The sequence below is a fragment of the Variovorax sp. LjRoot130 genome, from assembly GCF_964253755.1.
Classification (GTDB): domain Bacteria; phylum Pseudomonadota; class Gammaproteobacteria; order Burkholderiales; family Burkholderiaceae_C; genus Variovorax.
This window is the reverse complement of record NZ_CAXURM020000001.1, coordinates 1,566,649-1,593,541: the sequence shown is the minus strand read 5'-3', so window position 1 is coordinate 1,593,541 and position 26,893 is coordinate 1,566,649. Positions and strand designations below refer to the sequence as shown.

Below are 26,893 nucleotides of genomic sequence, written 5' to 3'. Positions count from 1 at the left end.
TAAACCCGTCGCTCGCGCCCTGTCGAGGCCTTGCAGCACGGCGTTACCATTGCGGGCTTTGCGCCGACCCCCCCCCCGACTGGCGCCAGAACTTTTCCCGCAGGGAGACAAGCCTTGTCCGCATTCCTCAAATTCGCGCTGGCCATGGACTGGATCAGTGCCCAGTTCGGCAAGGTGGCGGCGTGGGCCGTCCTCGCCGCCTCGGTGATCTCCGCCGGCAACGCCTTCGTGCGCTACGGCCTGGACTTCAGCTCCAATGCGTGGCTCGAGATCCAGTGGTACCTGTTCGCCGCCACCGTGATGCTCGGCGCGCCGCTCGTGCTCAAGCTCAACGAACACGTGCGCGTGGACATCATCTACGGCAAGCTCAGGCGCAATGGCCCGGTGTACGTCGACCTCTTCGGCCTGGTCTTCTTCCTGCTGCCGGTGATGGGCCTGCTCTTCTGGCTGACCCTCCCCTTCTTCCTCGGCATGCTCAGGAGCGGTGAGATGTCGGGCAACATCGGCGGCCTCATCCGCTGGCCCGCGGCCTTGATGATGCCGCTGGGCTTCGGCGCCATGTTCCTGCAGGGCGTGGCGGAAATCATCAAGCGCGTCGCCTACCTGCGCGGCCTGATCGAGATGGACACGCACTACGAGAAGCCGGTGCAGTGAGCACCGCCGCCACGAGTCCCCGCTGTCCCACGCACCGCTTCGCAGGATAAGAAATGCAGATGGAAAATTTCGCCCCGATCATGTTCGCGGGGCTGATCGTGATCATGCTGATCGGTTTTCCGGTCGCGTTTTCGCTCTCGGCGCTGGGCCTGCTCAGCGGCTTCATCGCGATCGAGATGGGCTGGTTCCCGGCCGGCTTCATGGCCAACCTGCCGCTCAACGTGTTCGGCATCCTGTCCAACGAGACGTTGCTGGCAATCCCCTTCTTCACGCTGATGGGCTCCGTGCTCGAGAAGTGCGGCCTGGCCGAGGACATGCTCGACTCGATGGGCCAGCTCTTCGGCCCGGTGCGCGGCGGCCTCGGCTACTCGGTGATCATCGTCGGCTTCATCCTCGGCGCCATCACCGGCACCGTGGCCGGCCAGGTGATCGCGATGGCGATGATCTCGCTGCCGGTGATGATGCGCTACGGCTACAACATGCGCTACTCCACCGGCGTGCTGGCGGCCTCGGGCACCATCACGCAGCTGGTGCCGCCTTCCCTCGTGCTGATCGTCATGGCCGACCAGCTCGGCACCGACGTCGGCCAGATGTACAAGGGCGCGTGGGGGCCCTCGATCCTGCAGGTGCTGATCTTCGCGCTCTACACCTTCCTGGTTTCGCGCATCCGCCCGAGCTACGTGCCCGGCGTGCCGGTCACCGCACGCACGCTCGTCGGCTGGGCGCTGTGGGGCAAGTGCCTGCGCGGCATCATCCCCTCGGCCATCCTGATCTTCGCCGTGCTCGGCTCGATGGGCGGCCTGCCCTTCATGGAGCATGCGATCGCGACGCCGACCGAGGCCGGCGCGATGGGCGCCGTCGGCTCGCTGCTGCTGGCCGCGCTCCACCGGCGGCTCAACTGGCCGATGCTCAAGGAAGCGATGAACGGCACCATGCGCCTCACCGCCATGGTGGTCTTCATCCTGATCGGCTCGCGCGTGTTCTCGCTCGTGTTCCAGGGCGTGGACGGCGCGAAGTGGATCGAGCACATGCTCTCGGGCCTGCCCGGCGGACAGATCGGCTTCCTGATCGTCGTCAACATCTTCGTCTTCTTCCTGGCCTTCTTCCTCGACTTCTTCGAGATCGCCTTCATCATCCTGCCGATGCTCGGGCCGGTCGCGGCCAAGCTCGGCATCGACATGGTGTGGTTCGGCGTGCTCTTGTGCGTGAACATGCAGACCTCCTTCATGCATCCGCCCTTCGGCTTCGCGCTGTTCTACCTGCGCGGCATCGCCGACACGCTGTTCAAGAACAACGCGCTGCCGCGCAAGATCGATTCGCGCGACATCTACCTGGGCGCGATCCCGTGGGTCGGGCTGCAGCTGCTGCTGGTGGCGATCGTGATCTTCTTCCCGCAGGCCGTTACCGTGTTCCTCGACAAGAAGATCGAGGTCGACGTCGACAAGGTGCAGCTCGAGATGCCGGCCGACTCGCAGGGGCCGGGCAGCAGCATCAACATGGAAGATCCGTTCGGCACCCAGAAGCCGGCCGAGCCCGACGCCCTGCCGATGCCGGAGCCCGAGCCCCCGAGCCCTGGCGCCGACAAGAAGCAGTGAGCGACGCAGTCGACGCCCCTGTCGCGCTGGAGAGCCCGGCCTACCCGCCTTTCGTGCGAACGCTGGCGGTCGTTCTGGTGATCGACCTGATCGGCTTCGGCCTCTGGAGCCTGCCGTCGCTGCGGAGCGTCGACTGGTCCACGCCCAGCCTCCTGGTTTTTGGAGTGGCGGCCCTGTGCATCCTCTGGGTCGGCTACTGGATCGTCTACAGCCGCACGCGCCTCGAAGGCGATGTGCTCACGCAGACCTGGCTCTGGACCAAGCGCGAGCATGCGGCCGACGTGGCGCAACTCAAGCTCGTGCACTGGCGCTGGCTCGAGCGTGTCATTGCGCCGCGCCTGCTGGTGCGCCGCCGCAATGGCGCCGTCACCTGGTTCCATTCGGCCGACGCGCGGCTGCTCACGGGCTTTGCCGAACGCGTCGCCGAGCGCATCGCCATGAAAAAAGCCCCGCCGTAACCGGCGGGGCTTTTTGTCTTGAAGCGAAGCGCGCTCAGAGCTTCTGCTGCTGCATGAAGCGATCGTAGGTGCCTTCGGTGAAGCGGAACCAGGCATTCTGGTCGGCCAGGAACTTGGCGTAGTCGGTGTAGACCTTCTTCCACTCCGGGTTGCTGTTGTTCAGGTCCGCGTAGATCTGCTGGGCCGACTTGAAGGCCGCGTTCATCACGTCCTGCGTGAAGGGGCGCAGCTTGGTGCCGGAACCGACCAGCTGCTTGAGCGCGATCGGGTTCTTGGCATCGTACTTGGCCGTCATCGTGACGTGGGCATGCGCAGCAGCCACCTCGACCACCGCCTTGTATTCGGCCGGCAGGCCTTCCCATGCCTTGCTATTGATATAGAAGTCCAGCTGCGGGCCGCCTTCCCACCAGCCAGGGTAGTAGTAGAACGGCGCAACCTTGTTGAAGCCGAGCTTCTGATCGTCGTACGGGCCGACCCACTCGAGCGCGTCGATCGTGCCCTTCTCGAGCGCGGGATACAGGTCGGCGCCCGGGATCGATTGCGGGATCATGCCGAAGGGCTCGAGCACCTTGCCCGCGATCGGGTTGGTGCGGAACTTCAGGCCCTTCAGGTCGGCGACCGACTTGATTTCCTTGCGGAACCAGCCGCCCATCTGCGCGCCCGTATTGCCGCCCGGCAGACTGAAGACGTTGTACTTGGCGTAGAACTCGCGCATCAGCTTCAGGCCGTTGCCTTCGTACATCCATGCGTTCATCTGGCGCGTGTTCATGCCGAAGGGCACCGCACAGCCCAACGCGAAGGTCGGGTCCTTGCCGTAGAAGTAGTACGGCGCGGTGTGCGCCATCTCGACCGAAGCGTTCTGCACGCCGTCGAGCACACCCAAGGCCGGCATCAGCTCACCACTGGCATGCACCGAGATCTGGAACTTGCCGCCCGTTATGTCGCTCACCTTTTTCGAGAACGTCTCGGCCGTTCCGAAGATGGTGTCCAGCGACTTCGGGAAGCTGGATGCCAGACGCCAGCGAACCGCGGCCTGCGCATGGACTGCCGGCGCGATGCCGGCAGCGAGGACGCCGGCGATGCCTGCGTTTTTGATGAGGGAACGACGATCCATTGAATTCACTCCGAGTGCATTGAAAAACGAGAACGCGGCTTGTGGCCGCGTTGCTGACTTGTTGAGTCGAGCGCGATTGTAAAAAGTGCTTACACCGTGCCGGGGGGGGTTTTCCCTGCGGCAGACGCATCGCCGAAGCGCTGCCGGATCGATTGCTCGATGCCCGCCGCATCGAGGCCGATGCTGGCCAGCAGCTTGCCCGGGTCGCCATGCTCGATGAAGCGATCGGGCAGGCCGAGTTGCAGCACGGGCTTGTCCACCTGCGCGGCCTGCAAGGCTTCCAGCACGGCACTGCCCGCGCCGCCCATGACGGCACCCTCCTCGATCGTCACGATGGCATCGTGCGTGCCGGCCACCTGCAGCAGCAGCTCGACGTCGAGCGGCTTGGCCCAGCGCATGTTGAGCACCGTGGCATCGAGCGCCTCTGCGGCCTTCAGCGCCGGATAGAGCAAGGTGCCGAAAGCGAGGATGGCGATGCGCTTGCCTTCGCGGCGGACTTCGCCCTTGCCGAAGGGCAGCGCGTCGAGCGTGAGACCGGGCGTGACGCCGGCGCCAGCGCCGCGCGGATAGCGCACCGCCACCGGATGGTTCTGCGCGAAGGCGCTGGAGAGCAGCTGCCGGCACTCGGCCTCGTCCGCCGGGCAGGCCAGGCTCATGTTGGGAATGCAGCGGATGAAGGCGATGTCGTAGGCGCCCGCATGCGTGGCGCCGTCGGCACCCACCAGGCCGGCGCGGTCGAGCGCGAACACCACCGGCAGGTTCTGGATCGCAACGTCGTGGATCAGCTGGTCGTAGGCGCGCTGCAGGAAGGTCGAATAGATCGCAACCACCGGCTTGAGCCCTTCGCAGGCCAGGCCGGCCGCGAAGGTGACCGCATGCTGCTCGGCGATGCCGACGTCGTAGTAGCGCTCGGGAAAGCGCTGCTCGAACTCGACCAGCCCCGAGCCCTCGCGCATCGCGGGCGTGATGCCGACCAGCCGGCCGTCCTGCGCGGCCATGTCGCACAGCCAGCTGCCGAAGACCTGCGTGAAGGTCTGCTTGGGCGCCGTGGCGGGCTTGACGAGGCCGACCGCCGGATCGAACTTGGAAGGCCCGTGGTAGGCCACCGGATCGGCCTCGGCCAGCTTGTAGCCCTGGCCCTTCTTGGTGACCACGTGCAGGAACTGCGGGCCTTCGAGATGCTTGAGATTCTCGAGCGTCGGCACCAGCGAATCGATGTCGTGGCCGTCGATCGGGCCGACGTAGTTGAAGCCGAATTGCTCGAACAGCGTGGCCGGCACCACCATGCCCTTGGCATGCTGCTCGAAGCGCTTGGCCAGCTCGAACAGCGGCGGCGCGGCGCGCAGCACGGTCTTGCCGACGTTCTTGGCCGCGGCGTAGAAGTTGCCGCTCATGAGCTGCGCGAGGTAGCGGTTGAGCGCGCCGACCGGCGGGCTGATCGACATGTCGTTGTCGTTCAGGATCACCAGCAGCTTGCAGTGGCAGACCCCCGCGTTGTTGAGCGCCTCGAAGGCCATGCCGGCGGTCAGCGCGCCGTCGCCGATGATCGCGACCGCGTGGCGGTCCTCGCCCTTCTGCTTGGCCGCCATCGCCATGCCGAGCGCGGCCGAGATGCTGGTCGACGAATGCGCGGTGCCGAAGGTGTCGTACTCGCTCTCGGTGCGTTGCGGAAAGCCGGAGATGCCGCCGATCTGGCGCAGCGTGGGCATGCGCTCGCGCCGGCCGGTCAGGATCTTGTGCGGATAGGTCTGGTGGCCCACGTCCCACACCAGCCGGTCGTGCGGCGTGTTGAACACATGGTGCAGCGCGACCGTGAGCTCGACCGTGCCGAGGTTGGAGCTCAGGTGCCCGCCGGTGCGCGACACGTTGTCGAGCACGCAGCTGCGCACTTCGTCGGCCAGCTGCTTGAGCTGCGCGCGGTCGAACTGCCGCAGGACGGAAGGATCGTGGATCGTGGGGAGCAACGGAGCCATGGGGAGACTTTTTTGTTATCGGTCGCGGTCCACGACCATGTGGGCCAGCGCGCGCAGCGCGCCGGTATCGGCCAGCGTGCTGCGATCGAGCGCGGCCAGCGCCTGGGCCAGCAGTTCGCGGGCCTGGGCCCGCGCGCCGTCGAGGCCGAGCAGGGACACGTAGGTGGGCTTGTCGCTCGCGGCGTCCTTGCCGGCGGTCTTGCCCAGGGTCTGCGAATCGGCGACGACGTCGAGGATGTCATCCACCACCTGGAAGGCGAGGCCGATGGCCGCACCGTAGTCGCGCAGCGCCGCGAGCGCATCGGCCGCGATGGTGCCGCCGCAAGCCGCGCCCATCTCGACGCTGCCCTGCAGCAGGGCGCCGGTCTTGAGCCGATGCATCTCGCGCAGCTGCGCCTCGTCGAGCGCCACGCCGACGCTCGCGAGATCGATGGCTTGGCCGCCGGCCATGCCCTGGCTGCCGGCCGCACGGGCCAACAAGCGGCACAGGGTCGCCTGCACCACGGGCGCGATGCCGTCGCCATCGGGCGTGAGCAATTCGAAGGCCAGCGCCTGCAAGGCATCGCCGGCCAGGAGTGCATCGGCTTCGCCGAACTTCACGTGCACGGTCGGCTTGCCGCGGCGCAGCACGTCGTTGTCCATGCACGGCAGGTCGTCGTGCACCAGCGAATAGGCATGGATCAGCTCGACCGCGCAGGCAGCGCGCAGCGCGGCCTCGGCCTGGCCGCCGACGGCCTCGCTGGCCGCGAACACCAGCAAGGGACGCAGCCGCTTGCCGCCGTCGAGCACGGCATAGCGCATCGCGTCGCCGAGCAGCACCGGCGCGTCGATGCCGACCCATTGCGACAGCGCGGCCTCGACGCGCGCCAGCTGCGGATCGCTCCACGCGGCAAGGCGTCGGGCATCCCAGCGCAAGGCATCCGCGACCGTCATTCGCCGGTCCAGACCTTGAGGCCGCCCGCGTCGAGCACCTTGATCTGGTCTTCGACCGCCTGCAGCTTGTCGCGGCAGAACGCGAGCAGCACCGCACCGCGCTGGTAGCTGCCGAGCAGCTGGTCGAGCGGCAACTGGCCCGATTCGAGTTCGGTCACCAGCTGTTCGAGTTCCTGGAGCCCGGCTTCGTAGCTTGCGGGCAGTGCACCGGTGTCGGGCGAGGCAGGCGAGGCAGGCGGGGCCGGCGGAGAAATGGGAGGCACCTTGGGCATGCGGCGATCGGGGATGAAACCGGGCATTTTAGGGCGGGGGGCGTGAGCCTATGCCCACGGGTACAATCCCAGGTCTCCCAAGCCGGCACCCGCCGGCATTTTTCACCGAGCCGTCGCACCCCTCTTCGACGGCAGCCTTCCGTTCTCTTTCTCTCCCTGTGGGGAGCTTGGTCAGGTCACCCATGTCTGATTTAAGTCTTCAACTGCAGCAGGCTTCGAGCCAACTCCCGGTTTCCGCGTACTTCGACGAGGCGCTCTATGCCCGCGAGCTGCAAACGCTTTTCGCCGCCGGCCCGCGCTACGTCGGCCACCGGCTCGCCGTGCCCGAGCCGGGCAACTACCACACCCTGCCGCAGGAGCAGCAGGGCCGCGCGCTGGTGCACACGCCCAAGGGCGTGGAGCTGGTTTCCAACGTGTGCCGCCACCGCCAGGCGCTGATCCTGCAGGGCCGCGGCGAGCTCGATGCCCAGACCGGCGGCAACATCGTCTGTCCGCTGCACCGCTGGACCTATGCGGCGGCCGACCCGCGCACCACCGGCCAGCTGATCGGCGCACCGCATTTCGAGCAGGACCCCTGCCTCAACCTGCACAACTACCCGCTGACCGAGTGGAACGGCCTCCTGTTCGAGAAGAACGCCACGGGCAGGAAGCGCGACATCGCGGCCGAACTCGCGAGCCTCGGCCCGCGCGCCGACCTCGACTTCGAGGGCTATGCGCTCGACCGCGTCGAGCTGCACGAGTGCAACTACAACTGGAAGACCTTCATCGAGGTCTACCTCGAGGACTACCATGTCGGCCCCTTTCATCCGGGCCTCGGCAGCTTCGTCACCTGCGACGACCTGCGCTGGGAATTCAATCGCTACTACTCGGTGCAGACGGTCGGCGTCGCCAACCGGCTCGGCCGCGCCGGCAGCCCGGTCTATCAGAAGTGGCAGGAGCAGCTGCTGAAGTACCGCGAGGGCAAGCCGCCCAAGTACGGCGCGATCTGGCTCACCTACTACCCGCACGTGATGATCGAGTGGTACCCGCACGTGCTCACGGTCTCGACCCTGCATCCGGTGGGCCCGCAGAAGACGCTCAACATGGTCGAGTTCTTCTATCCCGAGGAGATCGTCGCCTTCGAGCGCGAGTTCGTCGAGGCGCAGCAGGCCGCCTACATGGAGACCTGCGTGGAAGACGACGAGATCGCGGAGCGCATGGACGCCGGCCGCCGCGCGCTGATGCAGCGCGGCGACGACGAGAGCGGTCCCTACCAGAGCCCGATGGAAGACGGCATGCTGCAGTTCCATGAGTGGTACCGCCACGAGATGAAGGCTTAAGACCCCGCGATGCAGGCGCTCTGGATGGTGCTGGGCGCACTGATCTTCGCCACCATGGGCGTGTGCGTGAAGGTCGCCTCGGCCTGGTTCACGAGCGCCGAGCTGGTGCTCTACCGCGGGCTGATCGGCATCGTCTTCCTCTGGGTGCTGGCGAGAAGCCGCGGCGTCACGCTGGCCACGCGCTACCCCGGCATGCACGCATGGCGCAGTTTGATCGGCGTGTTCTCGCTCGGCGCCTGGTTCTACGCGATCGCGCACATGCCGCTCGCCACCGCGATGACGCTCAACTACATGAGCAGCGTCTGGATCGCCGCCTTCCTGGTCGGGGGCGCCCTGCTCGCCTGGGTGCCGGTGCCGGGCCGCGACGGACGCATACCGCGGCCGCCGCTGCAAGGCCCGCTGGTGCTCACCGTGCTCGCGGGCTTCGGCGGCGTGGTGCTGATGCTCAAGCCCGCGGTGGGCGACAACCAGGGTTTTGCGGGGCTCATAGGGCTCTTGTCCGGGCTGACCGCCGCCTTCGCCTACATGCAGGTGGTGGCGCTCTCGCGGGCCGGCGAGCCCGAGGCGCGCACGGTGTTCTACTTCGCGCTCGGCTCCGCGGTGGCGGGCGGGCTGGCCGCCCTGCTGGGCGGCTTCACGCCCTGGGCCGAATGGACCTGGCGCCATGCGCTGTGGCTGGTGCCGGTGGGCGTGTTGGCGGCGCTGGGACAGCTTTGCATGACGCGCGCCTATTCCAGTGCCAAGACCGAAAGCGGTACGCTGGTGGTCGCGAACCTGCAGTATTCGGGCATCGTCTTCGCGGCGATCTACAGCGTGCTGCTGTTCGGCGACCGCATCGACGCGGCCGGTTGGGCCGGCATGGCATTGATTGTCGTGAGCGGGATCGCCGCCACCGTGTTGCGCCAGCGCTCGCTGCCCAAGGCGCCTGCGGAAGAGCATTGAAGGAGCTCATATGTACACGACCCTGATTTCCGTCGACCAGCTCATGGCGCTGCAGGACAGCGGCGCACCGCTGATGGTGTTCGACTGCAGCTTCGACCTGATGAAGCCCGAAGCCGGCGGCGAGCAGTACCGCGCGGCCCACATTCCGGGCGCGGTCTACGCCAACCTCGACACCGACCTGAGCGCGAAGCACGGCCTGCCCGGCGCGCGCGGCGAGGTGGTAATCGTGACGACGGACGAGGGCCCGCCAGCCTCGGGCGGGCGCCACCCGCTGCCCAGCCGCGAGAAGTTCGCGGCCTGGCTGTCCAGCGTCGGCTTTGGCAACAACATGCAGGCCGTGGTCTACGACCGCAACGGCGCCAACTACTGCGGCCGGCTCTGGTGGATGCTCAAGTGGATGGGGCACGAGGCCGTGGCCGTGCTCGACGGCGGGCTGCAGGCCTGGCAGGCGGCGGGTGGCGCAGTGACCGCCCGCGAAGAGCCCGCGCGCTTCCAGTCGAACTTCGTCGCCGGCACGCCCTTGCTCGCGCTCGCCGACACGCAGACCGTCGCCTCGCGGCTCGAGAAAGCTGACCAGACGCTGATCGATGCGCGCGCCGCAGCACGTTATCGCGGCGAGGTGGAACCTCTGGACCCGATCGCGGGTCACATCCCCGGGGCCCTGAACCGGCCCTTCACCGAAAACCTCGGTCCCGACGGCAAGTTCAAGCCGGCCGCCCAGTTGCGCGCCGAGTTCGAAGCGCTGCTGGCGGGCCGGGATCCCGCAACGGTCGTCCATCACTGCGGCAGCGGCGTGAGCGCCGTGCCCAACCTGCTCGCGATGCAGATCGCCGGGCTGGGGCCGACCGCGCTCTATGCCGGCAGCTGGAGCGAGTGGAGCAACACGCCGGGGCTGCCGACCCGGCAAGGTGCGAAAGCATGAATTTCCAACGCGCTTTTTCCGGTCTCGCGCTGGCGTCCCTGCTCGCGGCGGCGCCCTGGGCCACCATGGCGCAGGCACAGCAACGCGCGCATGTGCACGGCCAGGTCAAGCTCGACGTCGCGATAGACGGGCCGGCGATCGTGATTGCGATGGAGTCGCCACTCGAGAATTTCGTCGGCTTCGAGCATGCGCCGAAGACCGATGCCGAGAAGAAGACCGCGGAGGCTGCGGTCGCCCAGTTGCGCGCGGCCGACCAACTGTTCAAGATCGATCCGGCAGCCAACTGCAAGCTCGGCCCGATCGCACTGCAATCGACGGTGCTGGGCCTGGGCAAGGCCGAGGCCGGCACCGGCGCCGCCGAAGGCCACGCCGACCTGGACGGCACCTTTGCCTTCAATTGCACCAATGCGGCAGCGGCGAAATTCATCGACATCGGCCTGTTCACCGCCTTCAAGGGCATGCGCCAGATCGATGCCCAGATCGTTTCGCGCGAAGGCCAGTTCAAGCGCACGCTGAAACGACCGAATTCACGGCTGGCCTGGGGCAAGTGACTCCGGTTCTCAGCGTCGAGTCGCTGCGCTTCGCCTGGCCCGACGCCGGCGCACCCTGCATCGACATCGAGCGGCTCGAGATCGCGGCCGGCGAGGCCGTGTTCCTGCACGGTCCCAGCGGCTGCGGCAAGAGCACGCTGCTGTCGTTGCTGGCCGGCGTGCTGGTGGCCGGTGCAGGCCGCGTCACGCTGCTGGGCCACGACTGGGCCGCACTCTCGGGCAGCGCGCGCGACCGCAACCGGGTTGCGCATGTGGGCTACATCTTCCAGCAGTTCAACCTGCTGCCCTACCTCAGCGTGCTCGACAACGTGCTCCTGCCTTGCCGCTTCTCGGCCCGCCGCATGGCGCAGGCCTCGCGCGCGGGTTCGGCGCGGGTGCAGGCACAGCAGCTTCTGGAACGGATGGGTCTGGACGCCAGCCTGTGGCAGCGCCAGGCCATGCTGCTCTCGGTGGGCCAGCAGCAGCGCGTGGCGGCGGCGCGCGCGCTGATCGGCCAGCCGGAGGTCGTGATCGCCGACGAGCCGACCTCGGCGCTCGACGAAGACCGGCGCGAGGCTTTTCTCGACGTGCTGGTCGCGGCCTGCCAGGCCAGTCACAGCGCATTGGTGTTCGTGAGCCATGACCAGCGCATCGCGGCGCGCTTCGGCCGCCACATCCTCCTGCCCGATATCAATCGCGCCGCGGCCGTGGGAGCCGCTGCATGAAGGCCTTGTTCGGCATCGCCTGGAAGAGCGCCTGGAACCGCCGCTTCACGCTCGCGCTCACGGTGCTGTCGATCGCGCTGTCGACCTTCCTGCTGCTCGGCGTCGAACGCATCCGCACCGAGCTGCGCGAGAACTTCTCGTCCTCCGTCTCGGGCACCGACCTGATCGTGGGCGCGCGCACGGGCTCTTCGCAGCTCCTGCTCTACTCGGTGTTCCGCATCGGCGCCGCCACCAACAACATGCAGTGGAAGAGCGTGCAGGCGCTGGCCCAGCACCCGGGCGTGGACTGGGTCCTGCCGCTCTCGCTCGGCGATTCGCACCGCGGCTTTGCGGTGCTCGCGACCACGCCCGAGTACTTCCAGCACTTCCGCTACGGCGAGCGCCAGCCGCTGCAGCTGCGCGAGGGCACGGCCCTAGCCGAGCTCTTCGATGCGGTCGTCGGCGCCGAGGTGGCCGACCGGCTGGGCTACCACGTGGGCCAGAAGATCACGCTCGCGCACGGCAGCGGCGAGCTCAACGTGGCCGAGCACGCGGACAAGCCCTTCACGGTGGTGGGCGTGCTGGCGCGCACCGGCACGCCGGTCGACCGCACGGTGCACATCGGCCTGCCGGCGATGGAAGCCATCCATCTCGAATGGGCCGGCGGCGCGCCGCTGCCGGGCGTTCGGATTCCGGCCGAGCAGGTGCGCAAGTTCGATCTCACGCCCAAGAACGTGACCGCGGTGCTGGTCGGCCTCAAGAACCGCGCGGCGGTGTTCGGCGTGCAGCGCTGGGTCTCGACCTACCCCGCCGAAGCGCTGATGGCCATCCTGCCGGGCGTGGCGCTCGACGAGCTCTGGAGCGTGGTCGGCATCGGCGAGAACGCACTCCTGCTGATGTCGGCGCTGGTCGCGCTGGTCAGCCTCGCCGGCCTGGTGTCGGTGGTGATGGCCGGCCTCAACGAACGCCGCCGCGAGCTCGCGGTGCTGCGCGCGGTAGGTGCCAGCCTGCGCCACGTGCTGGCGCTGCTGGCGCTCGAAGGCGCACTGGTCACGCTGCTGGGCGTGGCGATCGGCGTGGTCTTGGCGGTGCTCGGCATCGCCCTGCTCGCGCCATGGCTGCAGGCCCAGTTCGGCCTGGCGCTTCGCCTGAGCGAACCTACACTGAACGAATGGATACTGCTCGCCAGCCTGCTCGCAGCCGGCTGGCTGGCCAGCCTGCTGCCGGGCGTGCGCGCCTACAGACTCTCGCTGGCCGATGGACTCTCACCGAGGATTTGAAGATGAAGAAGACGATGCTGCGCCCCCTGCTCATGGCCCTGTGCACCGCCGCTGCAACCGCGGCCTTCGCGGCCGACCCCGCGCCGCAGGCGACCTCGCCGACCAATCCGATCGGCGGCAAGGCCGCTGCCGCCAAGCCCGCGGCGGGCCAGCCCCGGCTCATCTCGTGGGAAGAGCTGGTGCCCAAGGACTGGGACCCGATGAAGGAATTCAAGGGCATGGACCTGAGCAAGCTCGAAGACGGCGATCCGCGCGCCAACGACCTGCTGCTGAAGATGCAGGAGGTCTCGAACAACGCGCCGACCAATCCGGCGATGAACGGCGTCGAGGTGAAGATCCCGGGCTTCATCGTGCCGCTCGAGGAGAACAAGGGTGAGGTCACCGAGTTCCTGCTGGTGCCCTACTTCGGCGCCTGCATCCACACGCCGCCGCCGCCGGCCAATCAGATCCTGCACGTGCGCCCGCGCCAGGGTGCGAAGTTCCGCGCCATGGACACGGTGTGGGTCACCGGCAAGCTGCAGACCCTGCGCAACGACTCGATGATGGGCGTGAGCGGCTATCACGTCACGGCCGAGAGCGTGACCAAGTACACGGGCGGCGCCAAGTAGCTGCCAGCGCTGTCGCGCGGGGATCGCGTTCGTCCTACGCGCATGTCATGCAGACCCTCACAGGGTCGGCACGGTGCGATTTCTAGTGTGGCCCCTGGCGCAGGCACGCGGCTGCGCCGCCCACGAAATCCACCCACGACATCCCACCAAAGGAATCAGCATCATGAGCAAAGCACCTCCAAAGAAGAACGACGCCGTCGATCTGCTGGACGCGGACCACATCGCCGTGAAAAAGCTGTTCCAGGAATTCAGCAAGCTGGCCGAAGCCAAGGCGCCCGCCGATCAGCGCGAGGCCTTGGCCGACCAGATCTGCCGCGAGCTGAGCGTGCATGCGCAGATCGAGGAAGAGATCTTCTATCCGGCGGCGCGCGCCGCCATCCACGACGATCCGCTGCTCGACGAAGCCACCGTGGAGCATTCGACGGCCAAGGAACTGATCGCGCAGATCGAATCCATGGGCCCCGAGGAGGCGCTGTTCGATGCCAAGGTGATCGTGCTCGGCGAATACATCGATCACCATGTGAAGGAAGAGCGCGAACAGATCTTCGACAAGGCGCGCAAGTCCAAGATGGATCTGGTCGCGCTGAAGGAGCAGCTCGCGGCGCGCAAGGAGGAGCTGATGCAGCACCAGGAAGCGATGGCCTGAAGCCTATGATGGACAGGCCGGTGCCATCCGCGGCATCGCCCCTGTTCCATCGTCAAGGAGCGCTCCATGTCCAACCACGTCTACAAACTCCTCGAACTCACCGGCTCCTCGCCCACGAGCAGCGACGACGCCGTGCTGCGCGCGATCTCGAAGGCCAGCGAGTCGGTGCGCAACATCCAGTGGTTCGAGGTCACCGAGACCCGCGGCCATGTGCAGGACGGCAAGGTGGCGCACTGGCAGGTGACGCTGAAGGTGGGCTTCACGCTCGAAGACTGAAAGCCCGCGCGCGGCTCAGCCTGCGCCCGGACGCCGCGGCGCAGGCTGGTCGTGCTGCTTGCCAGCGCCGCTCTGAGGCCCGGCGCGCTCGAGCACGCTGATCTGGCCGTCGCTTTCGAGGTAGGCGAGCCGGATGGCGTCCATCGCTTCGATCCCCTTCTCGCGCAGCTTGGACTTCAGTTCGTCCTCGGTGATCAGGTTGCGCTTGAGCGCCTTCCAGACCATCTTGCCGTCGCGGACCAGCGGTTCGGGCGGCGGCTCCATCAGGCGCTTGATCGCTTTGCTGCGGAAGCTGGCCCAGTCGAGCATGTAGTTCCAGGCCGCCAGCGTGGCGAGCAGCACGAAGCCCTCGGCGATCGAGCGGTATTCGCCCTGCATCGCGTTGCTCGATGCGTCGGCGATGAGCACGACGAACAGCAGATCGGCGATGCCCAGCGATCCGGCATCGCGCCGCAGGATGAAGCGGAACAGCAGCAGCAGGAACCAGTAGATCGCGCTGCCGCGCAGCATGATCTCCCACACCGGTATGTGGAAGGCGAACAGCTCGGCCAATTCACCGTCCATGCGCCGACCTCGACCTGGAGTTTCAATCCGGCGCTTGCATCACGCGGTCGAACTCCTCGTCGGCCGGCACGTTGTCGGCATCGAGTTCGCTGGCGTCGGTCAGATCGATGCCGGTCTCCTCCGACAACTCGTCAGCAGCTTCGGCCTCTTCTTCTTCCTCGGCCTCGGCCTCGTCTTCGGGCAGCTCGTCGTCGAGTTCGTCGTCCGTCGGGTTGTCGCTTGTAACAGCGGAACGCAGCGGGGGATCGGCGCTGGTCATGATCGGCTCCTTGACTGATGGATCGCGTTGGGCAGCCCCCAAGTGTGAGCCTCCTCGGTCGCGTTGAACAGCCCCGAGTGTGGACCTACGGCGCAGGCCGGCGTGTCGGAGAGCGCCCCATCTGCGCCTTCAGTGCTTGTGGCCGTGCTCTTCGTGCGCGTGCGCCGGATCGGTGTGTTCGTGGTCGCCGTGGGCCAGCCGGCTCACCCCCATGACCAGCAGGATGCCGACCGCGAGCCAGGCGATCTGCAAGGCGGTCTGGCGCGCGGCCAGGCGCTTCTGCAGTTGCGGGATCAGGTCGGCCAGCGCGACGTAGACGAAGCTGCTGGAGGCCAGCACCAGGAAGTACGGCAGCCAGCCGTGCAGCCGATCGACCAGCCACCAGCCGGCCAGCCCGCCCAGCGCGGTCATGGTGCCGGCGAGCGAGACCTTGATCAGCGCGGCGCGCGGATTGGGCGAACTCTGGCGCAGCACGACCAAATCGCCGATGTGGTGCGGCACCTCGTGCGCCAGCACCGCGAGCGCCGCCACCAGGCCCAGGCGCAGGTCGGCGATGAAGGCCGACGCGATCAGGATGCCGTCACCGAAGCAGTGCACGCTGTCGCCGGTGAGCACGGCCCAGCCGCCACCCTTGGAAGTGTGGCCATGAGGATCCGAATGGGCGTGCGCATGGTCGTGCCGATCGTGGTGGTCATGCCCGTGCGCTTCGCGGGCCTCGCCATCGTGGTGATGCTCGTGGCCGTGGTGCCACAGCTCGGCCTTGTCGAGCAGGAAGAAGAAGACCAGGCCGAACAGCAGCACGCCGAACAGCAGGCCGGGCTCGATGCGGCTCTCGAAAGCCTCGGGCAGGAGATGCATGAAAGCGGTGGCCAGCAGCGCGCCGGCGGCCAGGCTCAGCAGATGCTGCGGATTCACGCCGCCGCCGCCGCTCTTCACGCCCACGCGCAGCAGCAGCGCGGCGATCCAGACACTTCCGATGCCGGCGACCAGGGTCGCGGCGATGATGGCTAACAGGTTCATGACTGCTTCATAAAAAATAAAAGCCGCCCATCGGACGGCTTTCGGTGGAAAGCAGCTGGCGAATGCCGCTCTCTAGGCGACACCGTTGGCTTGGAACCAGGCCAGGGTGCGCTTCCAGCCGTCTTCGGCAGGGCCGGCAACGTAGCTCGGCCGGTAGTCGGCATGGAAGGCATGGCCCGCTTCGGGGTACACGACGAACTGGGAGGCCTTGGCCGCCGGAGTGCCGGTTGCCAGAGCCGCTTTCATCTTATCAACCGTGTCAAGGGGGATGCCCTGGTCCTTGCCGCCATAGAGGCCGAGCACCGGCGCCTTGAGGGTGGCGGCGATGTCGATCGGATGCCTGGGCGTGAGTTCGCTGGGCTGGCCGACCAGGCGGCCGTACCAGGCCACGCCGGCCTTGACCTTGCCGGTGGCTGCATAGAGCCAGACGATGCGACCGCCCCAGCAGAAGCCGGTGATCGCGGCCTCGTCCACGTCGCCGCCGTTGGCGGCCGCGTATTTCAGCGCGCCGTCGAGGTCGGCCATGACCTGGGCATCGGGCACCTTGCTGACCACCTCGGCCTGCAACTTCGGAATGTCGGTGTAGGTCCTCGGGTCGCCCTGCCGCGCATAAAGCTCGGGCGCGATCGCCAGGTAGCCGGCCTTGGCGAAGCGCCGGCAGGTGCCGGCGATGTACTCGTGCACGCCGAAGATCTCCTGGATCACGAGCACCACCGGCAGACCGGTCTTGCCGGCCGGTGCAGCCGCATAGCCCGGTACGTCGAAGCCGTTGACGTTGTACTTGATGGGGCCGGCCTTGAGGCCGTCGGCCGGAGTCTTGATCGCGGTCTGCGCAGCGATGGGCAGCGTGGCGGCCGCGTAGCCGACGCCGATCGCAGCTTTCAGCGCGGTGCGGCGCGTGGCGCCCTGTTCCGTGCTTTCGCCGGGGCGAAGCGAATCGAATTCGGCTTTCAGCTCGGAACCCGTATCGAATTGAGGCATGTCGTATTACTCCAGTTGATCGACGGACAAAGAAGGCGCAGCTGCGAAGCGCACGCCGCAATGTAGGCGATCAGAGCGGAGAATGCGCCGCGAGGTTCCGTGCTCCGCCGGAGGCGCGCCTCAACCCGTCAGGTCGCTGGCTTGTCGCTCGGAGTTTTGATGTTGTCGCGCAGCTGCGGGCTCATCGGCAGGTTGAGCGGCGCGTTCTTCGGCGCGATCGGCGACAGGAACCACTTGTTGTACATCTTCTCGAACTCGCCGCTCTTCATGAGGCCGACGATGGTGTCGTCCACCACCTTCTTGAAGGCCGCGTCGTCCTTGGGCAGCATGCAGGCGTAGGGCTCGACCTGCAGCGCATCGCCGACCACTTCGAATTCGGCCGGGTTCTTCGCGTTGGCGATCAGGCCGAAGAGCAGGATGTCGTCCATCGCGAAAGCCACCGCGCGGTCGCTCTCGACCAGCAGGAAAGCGTCGGCATGGTCCTTGCCGAGCACGATGTCCATGTCGAGATTCTTCTCGGTGTTGTACTTGCGCATGACCAGCGCGTTGGTGGTGCCGGTGGTGCTGGCCACCGTCTTCTTCGCGAGGTCGGCGTAGTTCTTGATCTTGGACGACTTCTTCGTCAGCAGGCGCGTGCCGGTGTAGAAGTGGTTGATGGCGAAGGACACGTCCTTGCCGCGCGCGCTGTTGTTGGTGGTCGAGCCGCACTCCAGGTCGATGGTGCCGTTCTGGATCAGCGGGATCCGGTTCTGCGAGGTCACCGGCATCAGCGCCACCTGCAGGTTCGGCTTGTTGAGCTTCTTCTTCACCGCCTCGACCACCGTGTTGGACAGCTCGACCGAGAAGCCGATCGGCTTGTTCGGGCCGTCGAGATAGCTGAAGGGCACCGAAGACTCGCGGTAGGCCAGCGTGATCTTGCCGGACTCGGCGATCTTGGCCAGGGTGTCGGCGGCTTGCGCGCCCGTCGCGGCAACGGTGAGCAGAACGGCGGCCATCAATGCGGAAAGTTTCATGCGAGCCCTTTCGGTGGATATGGAATGTGTTGCGGAGTGTAGGAACGATTCATGCGCCGGTCACAATTCCTTTTGCGCCCATGGCCATGACCAAAAGTTATGGGCAGCCACCGGAGGGCATGAGCTTTGGCTATGGCCCGCGGCGGTTTTGGCATTTCACGCTCGAACGATGCGGCCCTAGAGTCGCTCGCATCCAACAACAAGCAGCGACAGGAAGGAGCGTCATGCATGTGTGCGTGCTGGGTGCCGGCATCGTGGGCCTGGCCACGGCCTGGCAATTGAACCGGCAGGGCTTCGAGGTGAGCGTGATCGATCGCGCCGCGCCGGGCGCCGGTGCGAGCGGCGGCAACGGCGCCCAGCTGAGCTATTCGTATGTGCAGCCGCTGGCCGATCCCTCGATCTGGAAGCAGCTGCCCAAGCTCCTGCTCTCGCCCTCCTCCCCGCTCAAGCTGCGGCCGCAGCTCGACCCGCTGCAGTGGCGCTGGGGCCTGGCCTTCCTGGCGGCCTGCAACGCCCGGACCTCGCGCGACACGACGATGCGCCTGCTCGCGCTCGCCGCGGAGAGCCGCTGCGCCTTCGAGCAGATGCTGGCCGATGTGGCGCCCGACTGCGACTTCTCCGCCACCGGCAAGCTGGTGCTCTACGCGAGCGCCGGCGCGCTCGAAGGCGCGCGCCGGCAACTCGAACTGCAGCAGGCGATGGGCAGCGAACAGCGCCTCGTCACGCCCGAGGAGTGCATCGCGATCGAGCCCGCGCTGGCCGGCTACCGCGCCCGGATGGCCGGCGCCATCCACACGCCGAGCGAGTGCGCCGCGGACTGCCTCAAGGTCTGCATCGCACTCGAGCGCGCGCTGCGCGCGCGCGGCGTGGGCTTCGTGCTCGATTGCGAAGTGCGCGGCTTCGATGTCCGCAACGACCGCGTGACCGCGGTGCAGACCGGCGCCGGCGACGTGGAAGCCGATGCCTTCGTCATGGCACTTGGCGCGGCATCGCACCGGCTTGGACTCCAGTTGGGCGCCTACCTGCCGGTCTATCCGCTCAAGGGCTACAGCATCACGGTCGACGTCGATCCGGCGCCCGGCGCCGCGCCGCAGGTGAGCGTGACCGACAGCGCACGCAAGGTGGTGTTCGCGCGCATCGGGTCGCGCTTGCGGGTGGCTGGCATGGCCGAGCTCGTGGGGCACGATGCGAGCATCCCCGCCACGCGCATCGAGACGCTGGCCGAGGCGACGCGCGCCGTGTTCCCGCAGGCGAGCCGCTTCGAGGTACTGCATCCCTGGACCGGCATGCGCCCGGCCACGCCGACCGGCGTGCCGATCATCGGCCGCCTGGCGGGCGCCCCGTCCAACATGCTGTTCAACACCGGGCACGGGGCGCTGGGCTTCACGCTGGCTTTCGGTTCGGCGCAGCGCGTCGCGCAAAGCCTCGTCTAAGCCGTCTAAGCCATTCCTTCGATCGCCTCGCGCATGCAGCGCGTGATGCCGCGAACCGCCACCGAGTCGGGCTTGCCGGCAAAGCGCAGCGCGCGAATCGGCACCGGGATGTGCGGCTCCAGCGTCAGCACGTCGACCTTGGTGCGATCGGCCGAGTTCGCCGTGCAGCCGTCGACCAGCGCGACCCCGAGCCCGTGGTGCGCCATCGCCAACGCCGCGTGGTAGGTCTGCACCGTGACCACCGCCTGCTGGAAGCCCACGCCGGCCTGCCGGCAGGCCTGGCTCAGGCTGGTCCCGACGGGATCGCGGCTGTCCAGGCCAACCACCGGCAGGTTCACCAGGTCGTGCAGCGCCGCCGAGCCGTTGCGCACCAGCGCGCGCGGCAGCATGCCCTTGGGCGCGATGCACACCATGCGGCTGTCCGCCAGCGTCTCCTGCGTGAGCGAGGGATGGACCGCGGGACTGAAGGCGAAGCCCACGTCGGCCTCCTGCAGCAGCAGGGCCGACATGATCTGCGGCGAATGCAGCGACTCCACCGTGACGGCGATGCCCGGGTGCTTCTGGCGGAAGCTCTTGAGCGCGCGCGGCAGCACCTCGTAGCTGAGCGCGAGCACGGTGAGGATGCGCAGCTCGCCCACGTCGCTGGCGCTGCGCAGGTTGGCGGCCAGCCGCTGTACCTCGTCGAGCTGCGCGAACAGGCGCTCGATGTGCGGATAGAGCGCCAGCGCCTCGGTGGTCGGCGTGAGCCGCCCCTTGGCGCGCTGGAAGAGCGAGAAGCCGAGCTGGATCTCGGCATGCTGCAGTGTGCGGCTGACCGCCGGCTGCGTGATGTTGATGAGCCGCGCCGCCGCGCTCACGCTGCCGGTGAGCATGATGGCGTTGAAGACTTCGATATGGCGCAGGCGCATCGCGGGACGCAAATAGCCGGCCGTTAGTGGTCGACCTTGCCGCGCGAGATGTCCATGATCATGCGTGCCGCGAGGTAGAGCCGCGGCTCGATCGAATCGATCAGCACGTATTCGGCATCGGCCGAGTGCGCGCCGAAGCCCTGCAGGCCGAAGCGCTCGACCACCGGCGCCTTCGTCTTCAGCGCGGCGAAGGCGGCATCGGTGCCGCCGCCGGCCACCTTGTCGTCGGCGCCCAGCTCGCGGCCGAACTCCTTGTAGACCTGCTGCGCATGGCTGGCCAGCGCACGCGAGGCGTCGGTGGCCTCCAGCGGGGGACGGCGGCGCTCGAACTTCATCTCGACCTTGGCTTCGGGAATGAGCTGCTTCTTCACGCGCTCCTGCACCTGCTTTTCGATGCGGTCGTAGTCGCCGACCTTCAGCACGCGCACGTCGGCGCCGGCGCTGGCCGCGGCCGGGATCACGTTGCGGTTGCTGCCCGACTTGGAGATGGTCCAATTCATCTTGAGGCCGGTGGCCGGGTCGGACAGGTCACGCATCTGCAGGATCTGGTGCGAGAGCTCGTAGAGCGCGTTCACGCCGAGCTCGGGCGCCGAGCCCGCGTGCGAGGCCTTGCCCGTGACGTTGAGCGAGACCGAGGCGATGCCCGCGGTGGCGAGCGAGAGCTTGTCTTCCTTGACGGAGGCGCCTTCGTAGGACATCACCACGTCGTGCTCGCCGCCCAATCGGGTGATGAGGTTGCGCGAACCGGGCGAGCTGATCTCCTCGTCGCCGTTGATCAGCACGGTGAGCGTGCCGTACTCCTTGAAGTCCAGCGCCTTGAGCAGGGCGACGGTGTGCGTGATGACTGCCACGCCCTGCTTGTCGTCGGCAATGCCGAGGCCGTAGGCCTTGTCGCCTTCGATGCGGAAGGGCTGCTTGGCGAGCATGCCGATCTGGTAGACCGTGTCCATGTGCGCGATCAGCATGATCTTCTTGCTGCCGGTGCCTTTCCAGGTGGCGCGCACGACCTTGCCGATCTTCTCGGGCGTGTCTTCCATGCGGTAGGCATCGGCCGTCGGGTCGATCAGCTCGACCTGGCCGCCGAGCGCCTTGAACTTATCGGCGATCAGGTTGGCGATCTTGTCCAGGCCTTCGAGGTCGCGGCTGCCGGACTCGATCGCGACCAGCTGCTTCAGCGTTTCGAGCAGAGCGGGTTTTTCCTTGGCCGCCAGCGCGGCGATGCGCTCGTCGGGTGCGGCCGAGGCGACACCGAACCAAGCGGCACAGACGGTGCCGATGACGAAGGCATGCAGATGACGCGGGAGTTTCATTCTTCTTTCCTTGGGTTGTCGTTCGTCAATGCGCCTTGTCCCAGTTGGGACCAAAGCCGATTTCGGCCAGCAACGGGACCTTGAGCTCCGCCACGCCGGCCATGAGTCGCGGGATCTCGGTGCGGACCCACTCGACTTCGTCTTCGGGCACTTCGAACACCAGTTCGTCGTGCACCTGCATGATCATCTTCGTGCGGCGCTTTTCGGCATCGAGCACCTCCTGCACCTTCACCATGCTGAGCTTGATCAGGTCGGCCGCGGTGCCCTGCATCGGCGCGTTGATCGCCGCGCGCTCCGCCCCGCCGCGCCGCGGGCCGTTGGGCGAATTGATCTCGGGCAGATAAAGGCGGCGGCCGAACACAGTCTCGACATAGCCCTTCTGCTTGGCCAGCGCCTTGGTCTCGTCCATGTAGATCTTCACGCCGGGATAACGCGCGAAATAGCGGTCGATGTAGGAGGCCGCGGCCTTGGTCTCGATGCCCAGATTGCGCGCGAGGCCGAAGCTGCTCATGCCGTAGATCAGCCCGAAGTTGATGACCTTCGCATAGCGGCGCTGCTCGCTCGAAACCTGCTCCACCGCCACGCCGAAGACTTCGGCCGCGGTCGCGCGGTGCACGTCGATGCCTTCGGTGAAGGCGCGCAAGAGCGACTCGTCGCCACTGATGTGAGCCATGATGCGCAGCTCGATCTGCGAATAGTCGGAGCTCGCGATCACGCTGCCGGCAGGCGCCACGAAGGCCTCGCGCACGCGGCGGCCCTCGGCGGTGCGGATCGGGATGTTCTGCAGGTTGGGGTCGTTGCTCGACAGCCGCCCGGTCACCGCGACCGCCTGCGCATAGTGCGTGTGGACGCGGCCCGAGCGCGGGTTCGCCAGTTGCCCGAGCTTGTCGGTGTAGGTGCCCTTGAGCTTCGAGAGGCCGCGGTGCTCCAGGATCTTGGCCGGCAGCGGGAAGTCTTCGGCCAGTTTTTCGAGCACCTCTTCGTCGGTGCTCGGTGCGCCGCTCGGCGTCTTCTTGACCACCGGCAGACCCAGCTTGGTGAAGAAGACCTCGCCGATCTGCTTGGGCGAACCGAGGTTGAAGGGCTGGCCCGCAAGCTCGTAGGCCTCCTGCTCCAGCGCCATGATCCGCTTGCCGAGCTCGTTGCTCTGGGCGGCCAGCGTGGGTGCGTCGATCAGCACGCCGTTGCGCTCGACGCGGTAGAGCGCTTCGCTGGACGCCATCTCCAGCTCGTAGATGTAGCGCAGCTTCTCGTCGGCCTCGAGCTTGGGCCACAGCGCGAGGTGCACGTCCAGCGTCTGGTCGGAGTCTTCGCACGAGTACTCGGCGGCCTTCTCGATCGAAACCTGGCTGAACGGGATCTGGTGCGCGCCCTTGCCGCAGAGGTCTTCGTAGTCGATGCCAGTGCGGCCCAGGTGCCGCTCGGCCAGGCTGGCCAGGCCGTGCGGCTTGTGCACTTCGAGCACGTAGCTCTGCAGCATGGTGTCGTGCGCGTAGCCCTGCACCTCGATGCCGTGGTTGGCGAACACGTGGCGGTCGTACTTGACGTGCTGCCCGAGCTTCTTCTTCGTGCCGTCCTCGAGCCAGAGCTTGAGCTTCGCGAGCACCTCGTCGCGCGGCAGCTGGGCCGGCGCATCGGGGTAGTTGTGGGCCACCGGAATATAGGCCGCCTCGCCGGGCTTCACGCTGAAGCTGATGCCGACGATCTCGGCGCGCATCTCGTCGAGCGAGTTGGTTTCAGTGTCGATCGCGACCAACTCGGCCGCCTGGAGCTTCGCGAGCCAGGCGTCGAAGGCCTCCCAGTTCATGACCGTGTCGTAGGCCAGGTTGGTGGCCTTCGCCGCGGCCTCGAAGCCCGGTTCGTCGAACAGGCCGGTGCCGCCTTCGGGGCCTTTTTTCTTCTTGTTCTCCTCGATCAGCTCGGGCGAGACCTCGTGCGCTTCCAGCGTCCGCACCAGGCTCTTGAAACCGTACTTCTCGTAGAAGCCCTTCAGCTCGTCGATCTGCTGGGGGCCGATGGCGATGCCGGCCAGCGAAGGCAGGCCGCTCACGTGGCCATCGAGCTCGCAGTCGGTACGGATGGTCACGAGGCGCTTGCCTTGCGGAAGCCAGTCGAGCGCCTTGCGCAGGTTCTCGCCGGCCTGGCCCTTCACCTCGCCGGCGCGGGCGATCAGCGCATCGAGCGAGCCGTATTCGAGCAGCCATTTGGCGGCAGTCTTCGGGCCGACCTTCTCCACGCCGGGCACGTTGTCGACGCTGTCGCCCACCAGGGTCTGGTAGTCGATCATCAGGGTCGGCGGCACGCCGAATTCGGCCGTCACGCCCGCCACGTCGCGCTTCTTGCCGTTCATGGTGTCGATGATGGTGACGTGCTCGTCGACCAGCTGGCTCAGGTCCTTGTCGCCGCTGGAGACGATCACCTCGATGCCCTGGTTGGCCGCGGTGCGGGCCAGGGTGCCGATCACGTCGTCGGCCTCGATGTCGGGCACGCACAGCACCGGCCAGCCGAGCAGCTTGACCACCTGGTGGATCGGCTCGACCTGACTGCGCAGGTCGTCGGGCATCGGCGAGCGGTTCGCCTTGTATTGCGGATACCAGTCGTCGCGAAAGGTCTTTCCCGGCGCGTCGAACACGCACGCTGCGTAGTCGGCCCGCACCTCGCGGCGCAGCGCCTGCATCATGTTGATCATTCCGCGGATGGCGCCCGTGGCCGGGCTGCCGGCATCGCCCGGCACGGCGCGCAGATCGGGCATCGCGTGGAAGGCGCGGTAGAGGTAGCTCGAACCATCGACGAGCAGCAACGTTTTCTTGTCGGTCATCGGAGCATTTTGCCGTGCCGCGCTCGGGCTTCCGCACGACGGCGAAGATCGCCGCCGGCTGACACCTGCCGCGAGGCCGGCGCCTACAATCCTCATCATGTCCTCCCCAACCCTTCTGCTCGTTCGCGGCGCCCTGACGGCCGCCCTGGCCTGCGCCGCACCGCTGGCCGCCGTTCACGCCCAAAGCGCGCCGCCGCCCGGCGCCCCGCAGGGCCAGGAACAGGCAGCATCGCCGCGCCAGAACCAGAAGATCGAGCACATCCACGTCGAAGACAGCGGCGCCGCGGTCGACGAAGTGCGCTACGGCGGACAGACCCAGAGCATCACGGTGACGCCGAAGGCCAACGTGCCCTCCTACGAGGTGTTGCCGAACTACGGCGGGCGCGACCGCCAGGGCCAGTCCGAAACCGGCACCGGCGGCAACGGCCCGCGGGTCTGGAACGTGCTCAAGTTCTGAGCCCGGGCGGTGGCGGTCTTCACTGAAGTCGGGTTCGACGAAGCCGATGCGCTGGTGCAGCGCCTCGGCCTGGGCCCGCTCGCCTCGCTCAGAGGCATCGAGGGCGGCATCGAGAACACCAATTACTTCGCGAGCACCGCGTCGGGCGAGTTCGTCCTGACGCTGTTCGAGCGCCTGGGCGCCGAACAACTGCCTTACTACCTCTGCCTGATGAAGCATCTGGCGGCGCGCGGCATTCCGGTGCCGGAGCCGGTGGCCGACCCGGCCGTGGCGCCGCCCGACGGCCATGCGCTTTCCATCCCCGCCAATGCGCCCTGCGAGTTCCTGCACAAAGTGGCCGGCAAGCCGGCGGCTCTGGTGCAGCGGCTGCAGGGAAAGAGCGAGCTGGCACCGACGGCCGCGCATTGCGCCGAGCTGGGCCGCCTGCTGGCGCGCATGCATTTTGCGGGTCGCGACTTTCCGCGCATGCAGCCCAACCTGCGCGGGCTGCCCTGGTGGAACGACACCGAGCCGGTGGTCCTGCCCTACCTTGACGCTCCGCAAGCCGCGTTGCTGCAAAGCGAGCTCGCGTACCAGAACCACGTCGCCCAATCCTCGGCCTACGCGGCCCTGCCGCGCGGGCCGGTGCATGCCGACCTGTTCCGCGACAACGCGATGTTCGACACCGAAAGCGAGACGCCGCGCCTGACCGGCGTGTTCGACTTCTATTTCGCCGGCACCGACAGCTGGCTGTTCGACCTCGCCGTGTGCCTGAACGACTGGGCCATCGACCTGCAGAGCGGCCGCCACGATGCGGCCCATGCCGACGCCCTGCTGGCTGCCTACGGCAGCGTGCGGCCGCTGACCGGAGCCGAGCGCGCACTGCTGCCCGCCATGCTGCGCGCCGCGGCGCTGCGCTTCTGGATTTCGCGGCTGTGGGACTTCCACCTGCCACGGGAAGCGAGCATGCTCAAGGCCCATGACCCGACCCATTTCGAGCGTGTGCTGCGCGAACGCGTCCGTGCGCCGGCGGCACTGTTCTCCTCTTTCGAAGGCACGCGTCCGACTGCCGAGCCGCTGGCCGCCTGAGGGGCCTGTGTACGGGCCCTAATCCCATGAAACTGAATCTCGTGCCGGCGCGCACCGGCGCCGAATGGGTCCGCCTCGGACTCAAGACCTTCTGGCGGCAGCCGCTCGCCTTCATCTCGCTGTTCTTCCTGTTCATGGCGGCGATCTCGATCGCTTCGCAACTGCCCTTCCTCGGCAGCGTGCTGGCACCGATCCTGCTGCCCTTCATGACGCTCGGACTGATGGTCGCCACCTCGGTCGCGTATGCCAACGACACCCAGAAGCCGGCCGCCCCGGCCATGTTCATCGCCGCAGTGGGCGCCGTGCGTGCCGAATGGCGGCGAATGGTCGTGCTGGGCATCATTTCGGCGGTCTATTTCGTCGCCGCCGTGGGGGTTTCGGCCCTGATCGACGGCGGCCAGCTGGCGCGCGCCTACCTGCTGGACGAAACGCTTACGCCCGAGGTGATCGCAAGCAGTGACTTCCAGACCGCGCGCCTGTTCGTCATGGTCCTCAATCTGCCACTGTCGCTCGCGATGTGGCACGCGCCGGCACTCGTGCATTGGCACCAGGTCGAGCCGGTGAAGAGTCTGTTCTTCAGCCTGGTCGCGCTGTTTCGCAACTTCGGCGCCTATGCGATGTTCTGCCTGTCGTGGTTCGGCGTGTTCCTCGCTGCGGGCATCGGCATCGGCCTCGTGGCCACGGTGCTGGTGGGCGTCGGCGCGATCGGCATGGGCGACGGCGCCTCGGCCATCGGCGGCGCGCTGATGATCGGCAGCGCGCTGGTTCTGGCGGCGATGTCGCTGAGCTCGACCTGGTTCACCTTCCGGGACAGCTTCCGGGCTGATTAGCAGTCT

Annotated in this window: 28 protein-coding genes; 16 read left to right on the top strand and 12 right to left on the bottom strand. The window is 67.3% G+C overall.

Annotation, left to right across the window (positions count from 1 at the left end):
* Positions 1-114 precede the first annotated feature (114 nt).
* The 3 genes from ACSQ86_RS07960 to ACSQ86_RS07950 are packed head-to-tail and all read left to right on the top strand — an operon-like array spanning position 115 to position 2,707.
* Complete coding sequence (locus tag ACSQ86_RS07960; protein WP_093106303.1) at positions 115-654, top strand: TRAP transporter small permease subunit; 540 nt, start codon at positions 115-117, stop codon at positions 652-654.
* 53 nt (positions 655-707) lie between these two features.
* Complete coding sequence (locus ACSQ86_RS07955; protein WP_436308695.1) at positions 708-2,249, top strand: TRAP transporter large permease; 1,542 nt, start codon at positions 708-710, stop codon at positions 2,247-2,249.
* Positions 2,246-2,707 carry a hypothetical protein gene (locus ACSQ86_RS07950; protein ID WP_436303223.1) on the top strand — a complete coding sequence of 154 codons (462 nt, stop codon included), beginning with the start codon at positions 2,246-2,248 and terminating at the stop codon, positions 2,705-2,707. Before ACSQ86_RS07955 ends, ACSQ86_RS07950 begins: the two co-directional genes overlap by 4 nt.
* A 34-nt stretch (positions 2,708-2,741) precedes the next feature.
* On the opposite strand, the gene ACSQ86_RS07945 is transcribed toward ACSQ86_RS07950, so the two are convergent.
* The 4 genes from ACSQ86_RS07945 to xseB form a co-directional block, all read right to left on the bottom strand.
* Positions 2,742-3,821, bottom strand: a complete 1,080-nt coding sequence (locus tag ACSQ86_RS07945) for a TRAP transporter substrate-binding protein (protein WP_436292656.1) — start codon at positions 3,819-3,821, stop codon at positions 2,742-2,744.
* Between the two features lie 89 nt (positions 3,822-3,910).
* The gene (dxs, locus tag ACSQ86_RS07940) at positions 3,911-5,794 is read right to left on the bottom strand and encodes a 1-deoxy-D-xylulose-5-phosphate synthase (RefSeq protein ID WP_436303222.1); all 1,884 of its coding nucleotides are present in this window, start codon (positions 5,792-5,794) and stop codon (positions 3,911-3,913) included.
* A 15-nt stretch (positions 5,795-5,809) separates the two neighbouring features.
* Positions 5,810-6,727, bottom strand: a complete 918-nt coding sequence (locus ACSQ86_RS07935; protein WP_093106315.1) for a polyprenyl synthetase family protein — start codon at positions 6,725-6,727, stop codon at positions 5,810-5,812.
* Positions 6,724-6,999 (bottom strand): exodeoxyribonuclease VII small subunit, encoded by a 276-nt coding sequence (gene xseB, locus ACSQ86_RS07930; RefSeq protein ID WP_436308694.1) that lies wholly within the window; start codon positions 6,997-6,999, stop codon positions 6,724-6,726. Before xseB ends, ACSQ86_RS07935 begins: the two co-directional genes overlap by 4 nt.
* A 182-nt stretch (positions 7,000-7,181) precedes the next feature.
* Here xseB and ACSQ86_RS07925 point away from each other — a divergent pair, with 182 nt between their 5' ends.
* The 9 genes from ACSQ86_RS07925 to ACSQ86_RS07885 all read left to right on the top strand — a co-directional run bounded on the left by ACSQ86_RS07925 (position 7,182) and on the right by ACSQ86_RS07885 (position 14,226).
* Positions 7,182-8,318 (top strand): aromatic ring-hydroxylating oxygenase subunit alpha, encoded by a 1,137-nt coding sequence (locus tag ACSQ86_RS07925; protein WP_436292654.1) that lies wholly within the window; start codon positions 7,182-7,184, stop codon positions 8,316-8,318.
* A gap of 9 nt (positions 8,319-8,327) precedes the next feature.
* Complete coding sequence (locus tag ACSQ86_RS07920) at positions 8,328-9,260, top strand: DMT family transporter (protein WP_436308693.1); 933 nt, start codon at positions 8,328-8,330, stop codon at positions 9,258-9,260.
* Between the two features lie 10 nt (positions 9,261-9,270).
* The gene (locus ACSQ86_RS07915) at positions 9,271-10,182 is read left to right on the top strand and encodes a sulfurtransferase (protein ID WP_436308692.1); all 912 of its coding nucleotides are present in this window, start codon (positions 9,271-9,273) and stop codon (positions 10,180-10,182) included.
* Positions 10,179-10,733, top strand: a complete 555-nt coding sequence (locus tag ACSQ86_RS07910) for a DUF2796 domain-containing protein (RefSeq protein WP_436308691.1) — start codon at positions 10,179-10,181, stop codon at positions 10,731-10,733. The genes ACSQ86_RS07915 and ACSQ86_RS07910 overlap by 4 nt, the downstream gene beginning before the upstream one ends.
* Positions 10,730-11,437 carry an ABC transporter ATP-binding protein gene (locus ACSQ86_RS07905; protein ID WP_436308690.1) on the top strand — a complete coding sequence of 236 codons (708 nt, stop codon included), beginning with the start codon at positions 10,730-10,732 and terminating at the stop codon, positions 11,435-11,437. The genes ACSQ86_RS07910 and ACSQ86_RS07905 overlap by 4 nt, the downstream gene beginning before the upstream one ends.
* The gene (locus ACSQ86_RS07900; RefSeq protein ID WP_436308689.1) at positions 11,434-12,696 is read left to right on the top strand and encodes an ABC transporter permease; all 1,263 of its coding nucleotides are present in this window, start codon (positions 11,434-11,436) and stop codon (positions 12,694-12,696) included. Before ACSQ86_RS07905 ends, ACSQ86_RS07900 begins: the two co-directional genes overlap by 4 nt.
* 2 nt (positions 12,697-12,698) lie before the next feature.
* Positions 12,699-13,304 carry a DUF3299 domain-containing protein gene (locus tag ACSQ86_RS07895; RefSeq protein ID WP_436292649.1) on the top strand — a complete coding sequence of 202 codons (606 nt, stop codon included), beginning with the start codon at positions 12,699-12,701 and terminating at the stop codon, positions 13,302-13,304.
* A gap of 163 nt (positions 13,305-13,467) precedes the next feature.
* Positions 13,468-13,950, top strand: coding sequence for a hemerythrin domain-containing protein (locus ACSQ86_RS07890; protein ID WP_436308688.1), 483 nt, complete (start codon positions 13,468-13,470; stop codon positions 13,948-13,950).
* A gap of 66 nt (positions 13,951-14,016) precedes the next feature.
* The gene (locus ACSQ86_RS07885) at positions 14,017-14,226 is read left to right on the top strand and encodes a dodecin (protein ID WP_093106336.1); all 210 of its coding nucleotides are present in this window, start codon (positions 14,017-14,019) and stop codon (positions 14,224-14,226) included.
* A gap of 15 nt (positions 14,227-14,241) precedes the next feature.
* Here ACSQ86_RS07885 and ACSQ86_RS07880 read toward each other — a convergent pair whose 3' ends face one another.
* From ACSQ86_RS07880 to ACSQ86_RS07860, 5 genes are all read right to left on the bottom strand, one after another.
* Positions 14,242-14,790 (bottom strand): DUF421 domain-containing protein, encoded by a 549-nt coding sequence (locus tag ACSQ86_RS07880; RefSeq protein WP_436308687.1) that lies wholly within the window; start codon positions 14,788-14,790, stop codon positions 14,242-14,244.
* Between the two features lie 22 nt (positions 14,791-14,812).
* Entirely contained in the window at positions 14,813-15,049 is a 237-nt protein-coding gene (locus ACSQ86_RS07875) for a hypothetical protein (RefSeq protein ID WP_093106340.1), read from the bottom strand.
* A 129-nt stretch (positions 15,050-15,178) separates the two neighbouring features.
* Positions 15,179-16,069 (bottom strand): ZIP family metal transporter, encoded by an 891-nt coding sequence (locus tag ACSQ86_RS07870; protein ID WP_436303215.1) that lies wholly within the window; start codon positions 16,067-16,069, stop codon positions 15,179-15,181.
* A gap of 72 nt (positions 16,070-16,141) precedes the next feature.
* On the bottom strand, positions 16,142-17,050 hold the full coding sequence (locus ACSQ86_RS07865; RefSeq protein ID WP_436303214.1) for a dienelactone hydrolase family protein: 909 nt from the start codon (positions 17,048-17,050) through the stop codon (positions 16,142-16,144).
* Positions 17,051-17,178: 128 nt separating this feature from the next.
* A complete protein-coding gene (locus ACSQ86_RS07860; RefSeq protein ID WP_436308686.1) occupies positions 17,179-18,063 on the bottom strand; it encodes a transporter substrate-binding domain-containing protein in 885 nt (294 codons plus the stop codon).
* Between the two features lie 224 nt (positions 18,064-18,287).
* On the opposite strand from ACSQ86_RS07860, the gene ACSQ86_RS07855 reads away from it, so the two are divergent.
* Positions 18,288-19,496 carry a D-amino acid dehydrogenase gene (locus ACSQ86_RS07855; RefSeq protein ID WP_436303212.1) on the top strand — a complete coding sequence of 403 codons (1,209 nt, stop codon included), beginning with the start codon at positions 18,288-18,290 and terminating at the stop codon, positions 19,494-19,496.
* A gap of 5 nt (positions 19,497-19,501) precedes the next feature.
* Here the strand turns inward: ACSQ86_RS07855 and ACSQ86_RS07850 are convergent, their stop codons facing one another.
* Genes ACSQ86_RS07850 through polA form a run of 3 tightly spaced genes read right to left on the bottom strand, consistent with a single transcriptional unit; the run spans position 19,502 to position 24,532 of the window.
* Positions 19,502-20,404 (bottom strand): LysR family transcriptional regulator, encoded by a 903-nt coding sequence (locus ACSQ86_RS07850; protein ID WP_093106353.1) that lies wholly within the window; start codon positions 20,402-20,404, stop codon positions 19,502-19,504.
* Positions 20,405-20,427: 23 nt separating this feature from the next.
* Positions 20,428-21,714, bottom strand: coding sequence for a M20/M25/M40 family metallo-hydrolase (locus ACSQ86_RS07845; protein ID WP_436303211.1), 1,287 nt, complete (start codon positions 21,712-21,714; stop codon positions 20,428-20,430).
* Positions 21,715-21,739: 25 nt separating this feature from the next.
* The gene (gene polA, locus ACSQ86_RS07840) at positions 21,740-24,532 is read right to left on the bottom strand and encodes a DNA polymerase I (protein ID WP_436303210.1); all 2,793 of its coding nucleotides are present in this window, start codon (positions 24,530-24,532) and stop codon (positions 21,740-21,742) included.
* A 97-nt stretch (positions 24,533-24,629) separates the two neighbouring features.
* Between polA and ACSQ86_RS07835 the strand changes: the two genes are divergently transcribed.
* From ACSQ86_RS07835 to ACSQ86_RS07825, 3 genes are read left to right on the top strand one after another with little or no spacing between them, the layout of a single operon-like run.
* Positions 24,630-24,989 (top strand): hypothetical protein, encoded by a 360-nt coding sequence (locus ACSQ86_RS07835; RefSeq protein ID WP_093106361.1) that lies wholly within the window; start codon positions 24,630-24,632, stop codon positions 24,987-24,989.
* Between the two features lie 9 nt (positions 24,990-24,998).
* Positions 24,999-26,057 carry a homoserine kinase gene (locus ACSQ86_RS07830; protein WP_436308685.1) on the top strand — a complete coding sequence of 353 codons (1,059 nt, stop codon included), beginning with the start codon at positions 24,999-25,001 and terminating at the stop codon, positions 26,055-26,057.
* A 26-nt stretch (positions 26,058-26,083) separates the two neighbouring features.
* Entirely contained in the window at positions 26,084-26,887 is an 804-nt protein-coding gene (locus ACSQ86_RS07825) for a BPSS1780 family membrane protein (protein ID WP_093106366.1), read from the top strand.
* The last annotated feature ends 6 nt before the right edge of the window (positions 26,888-26,893 follow it).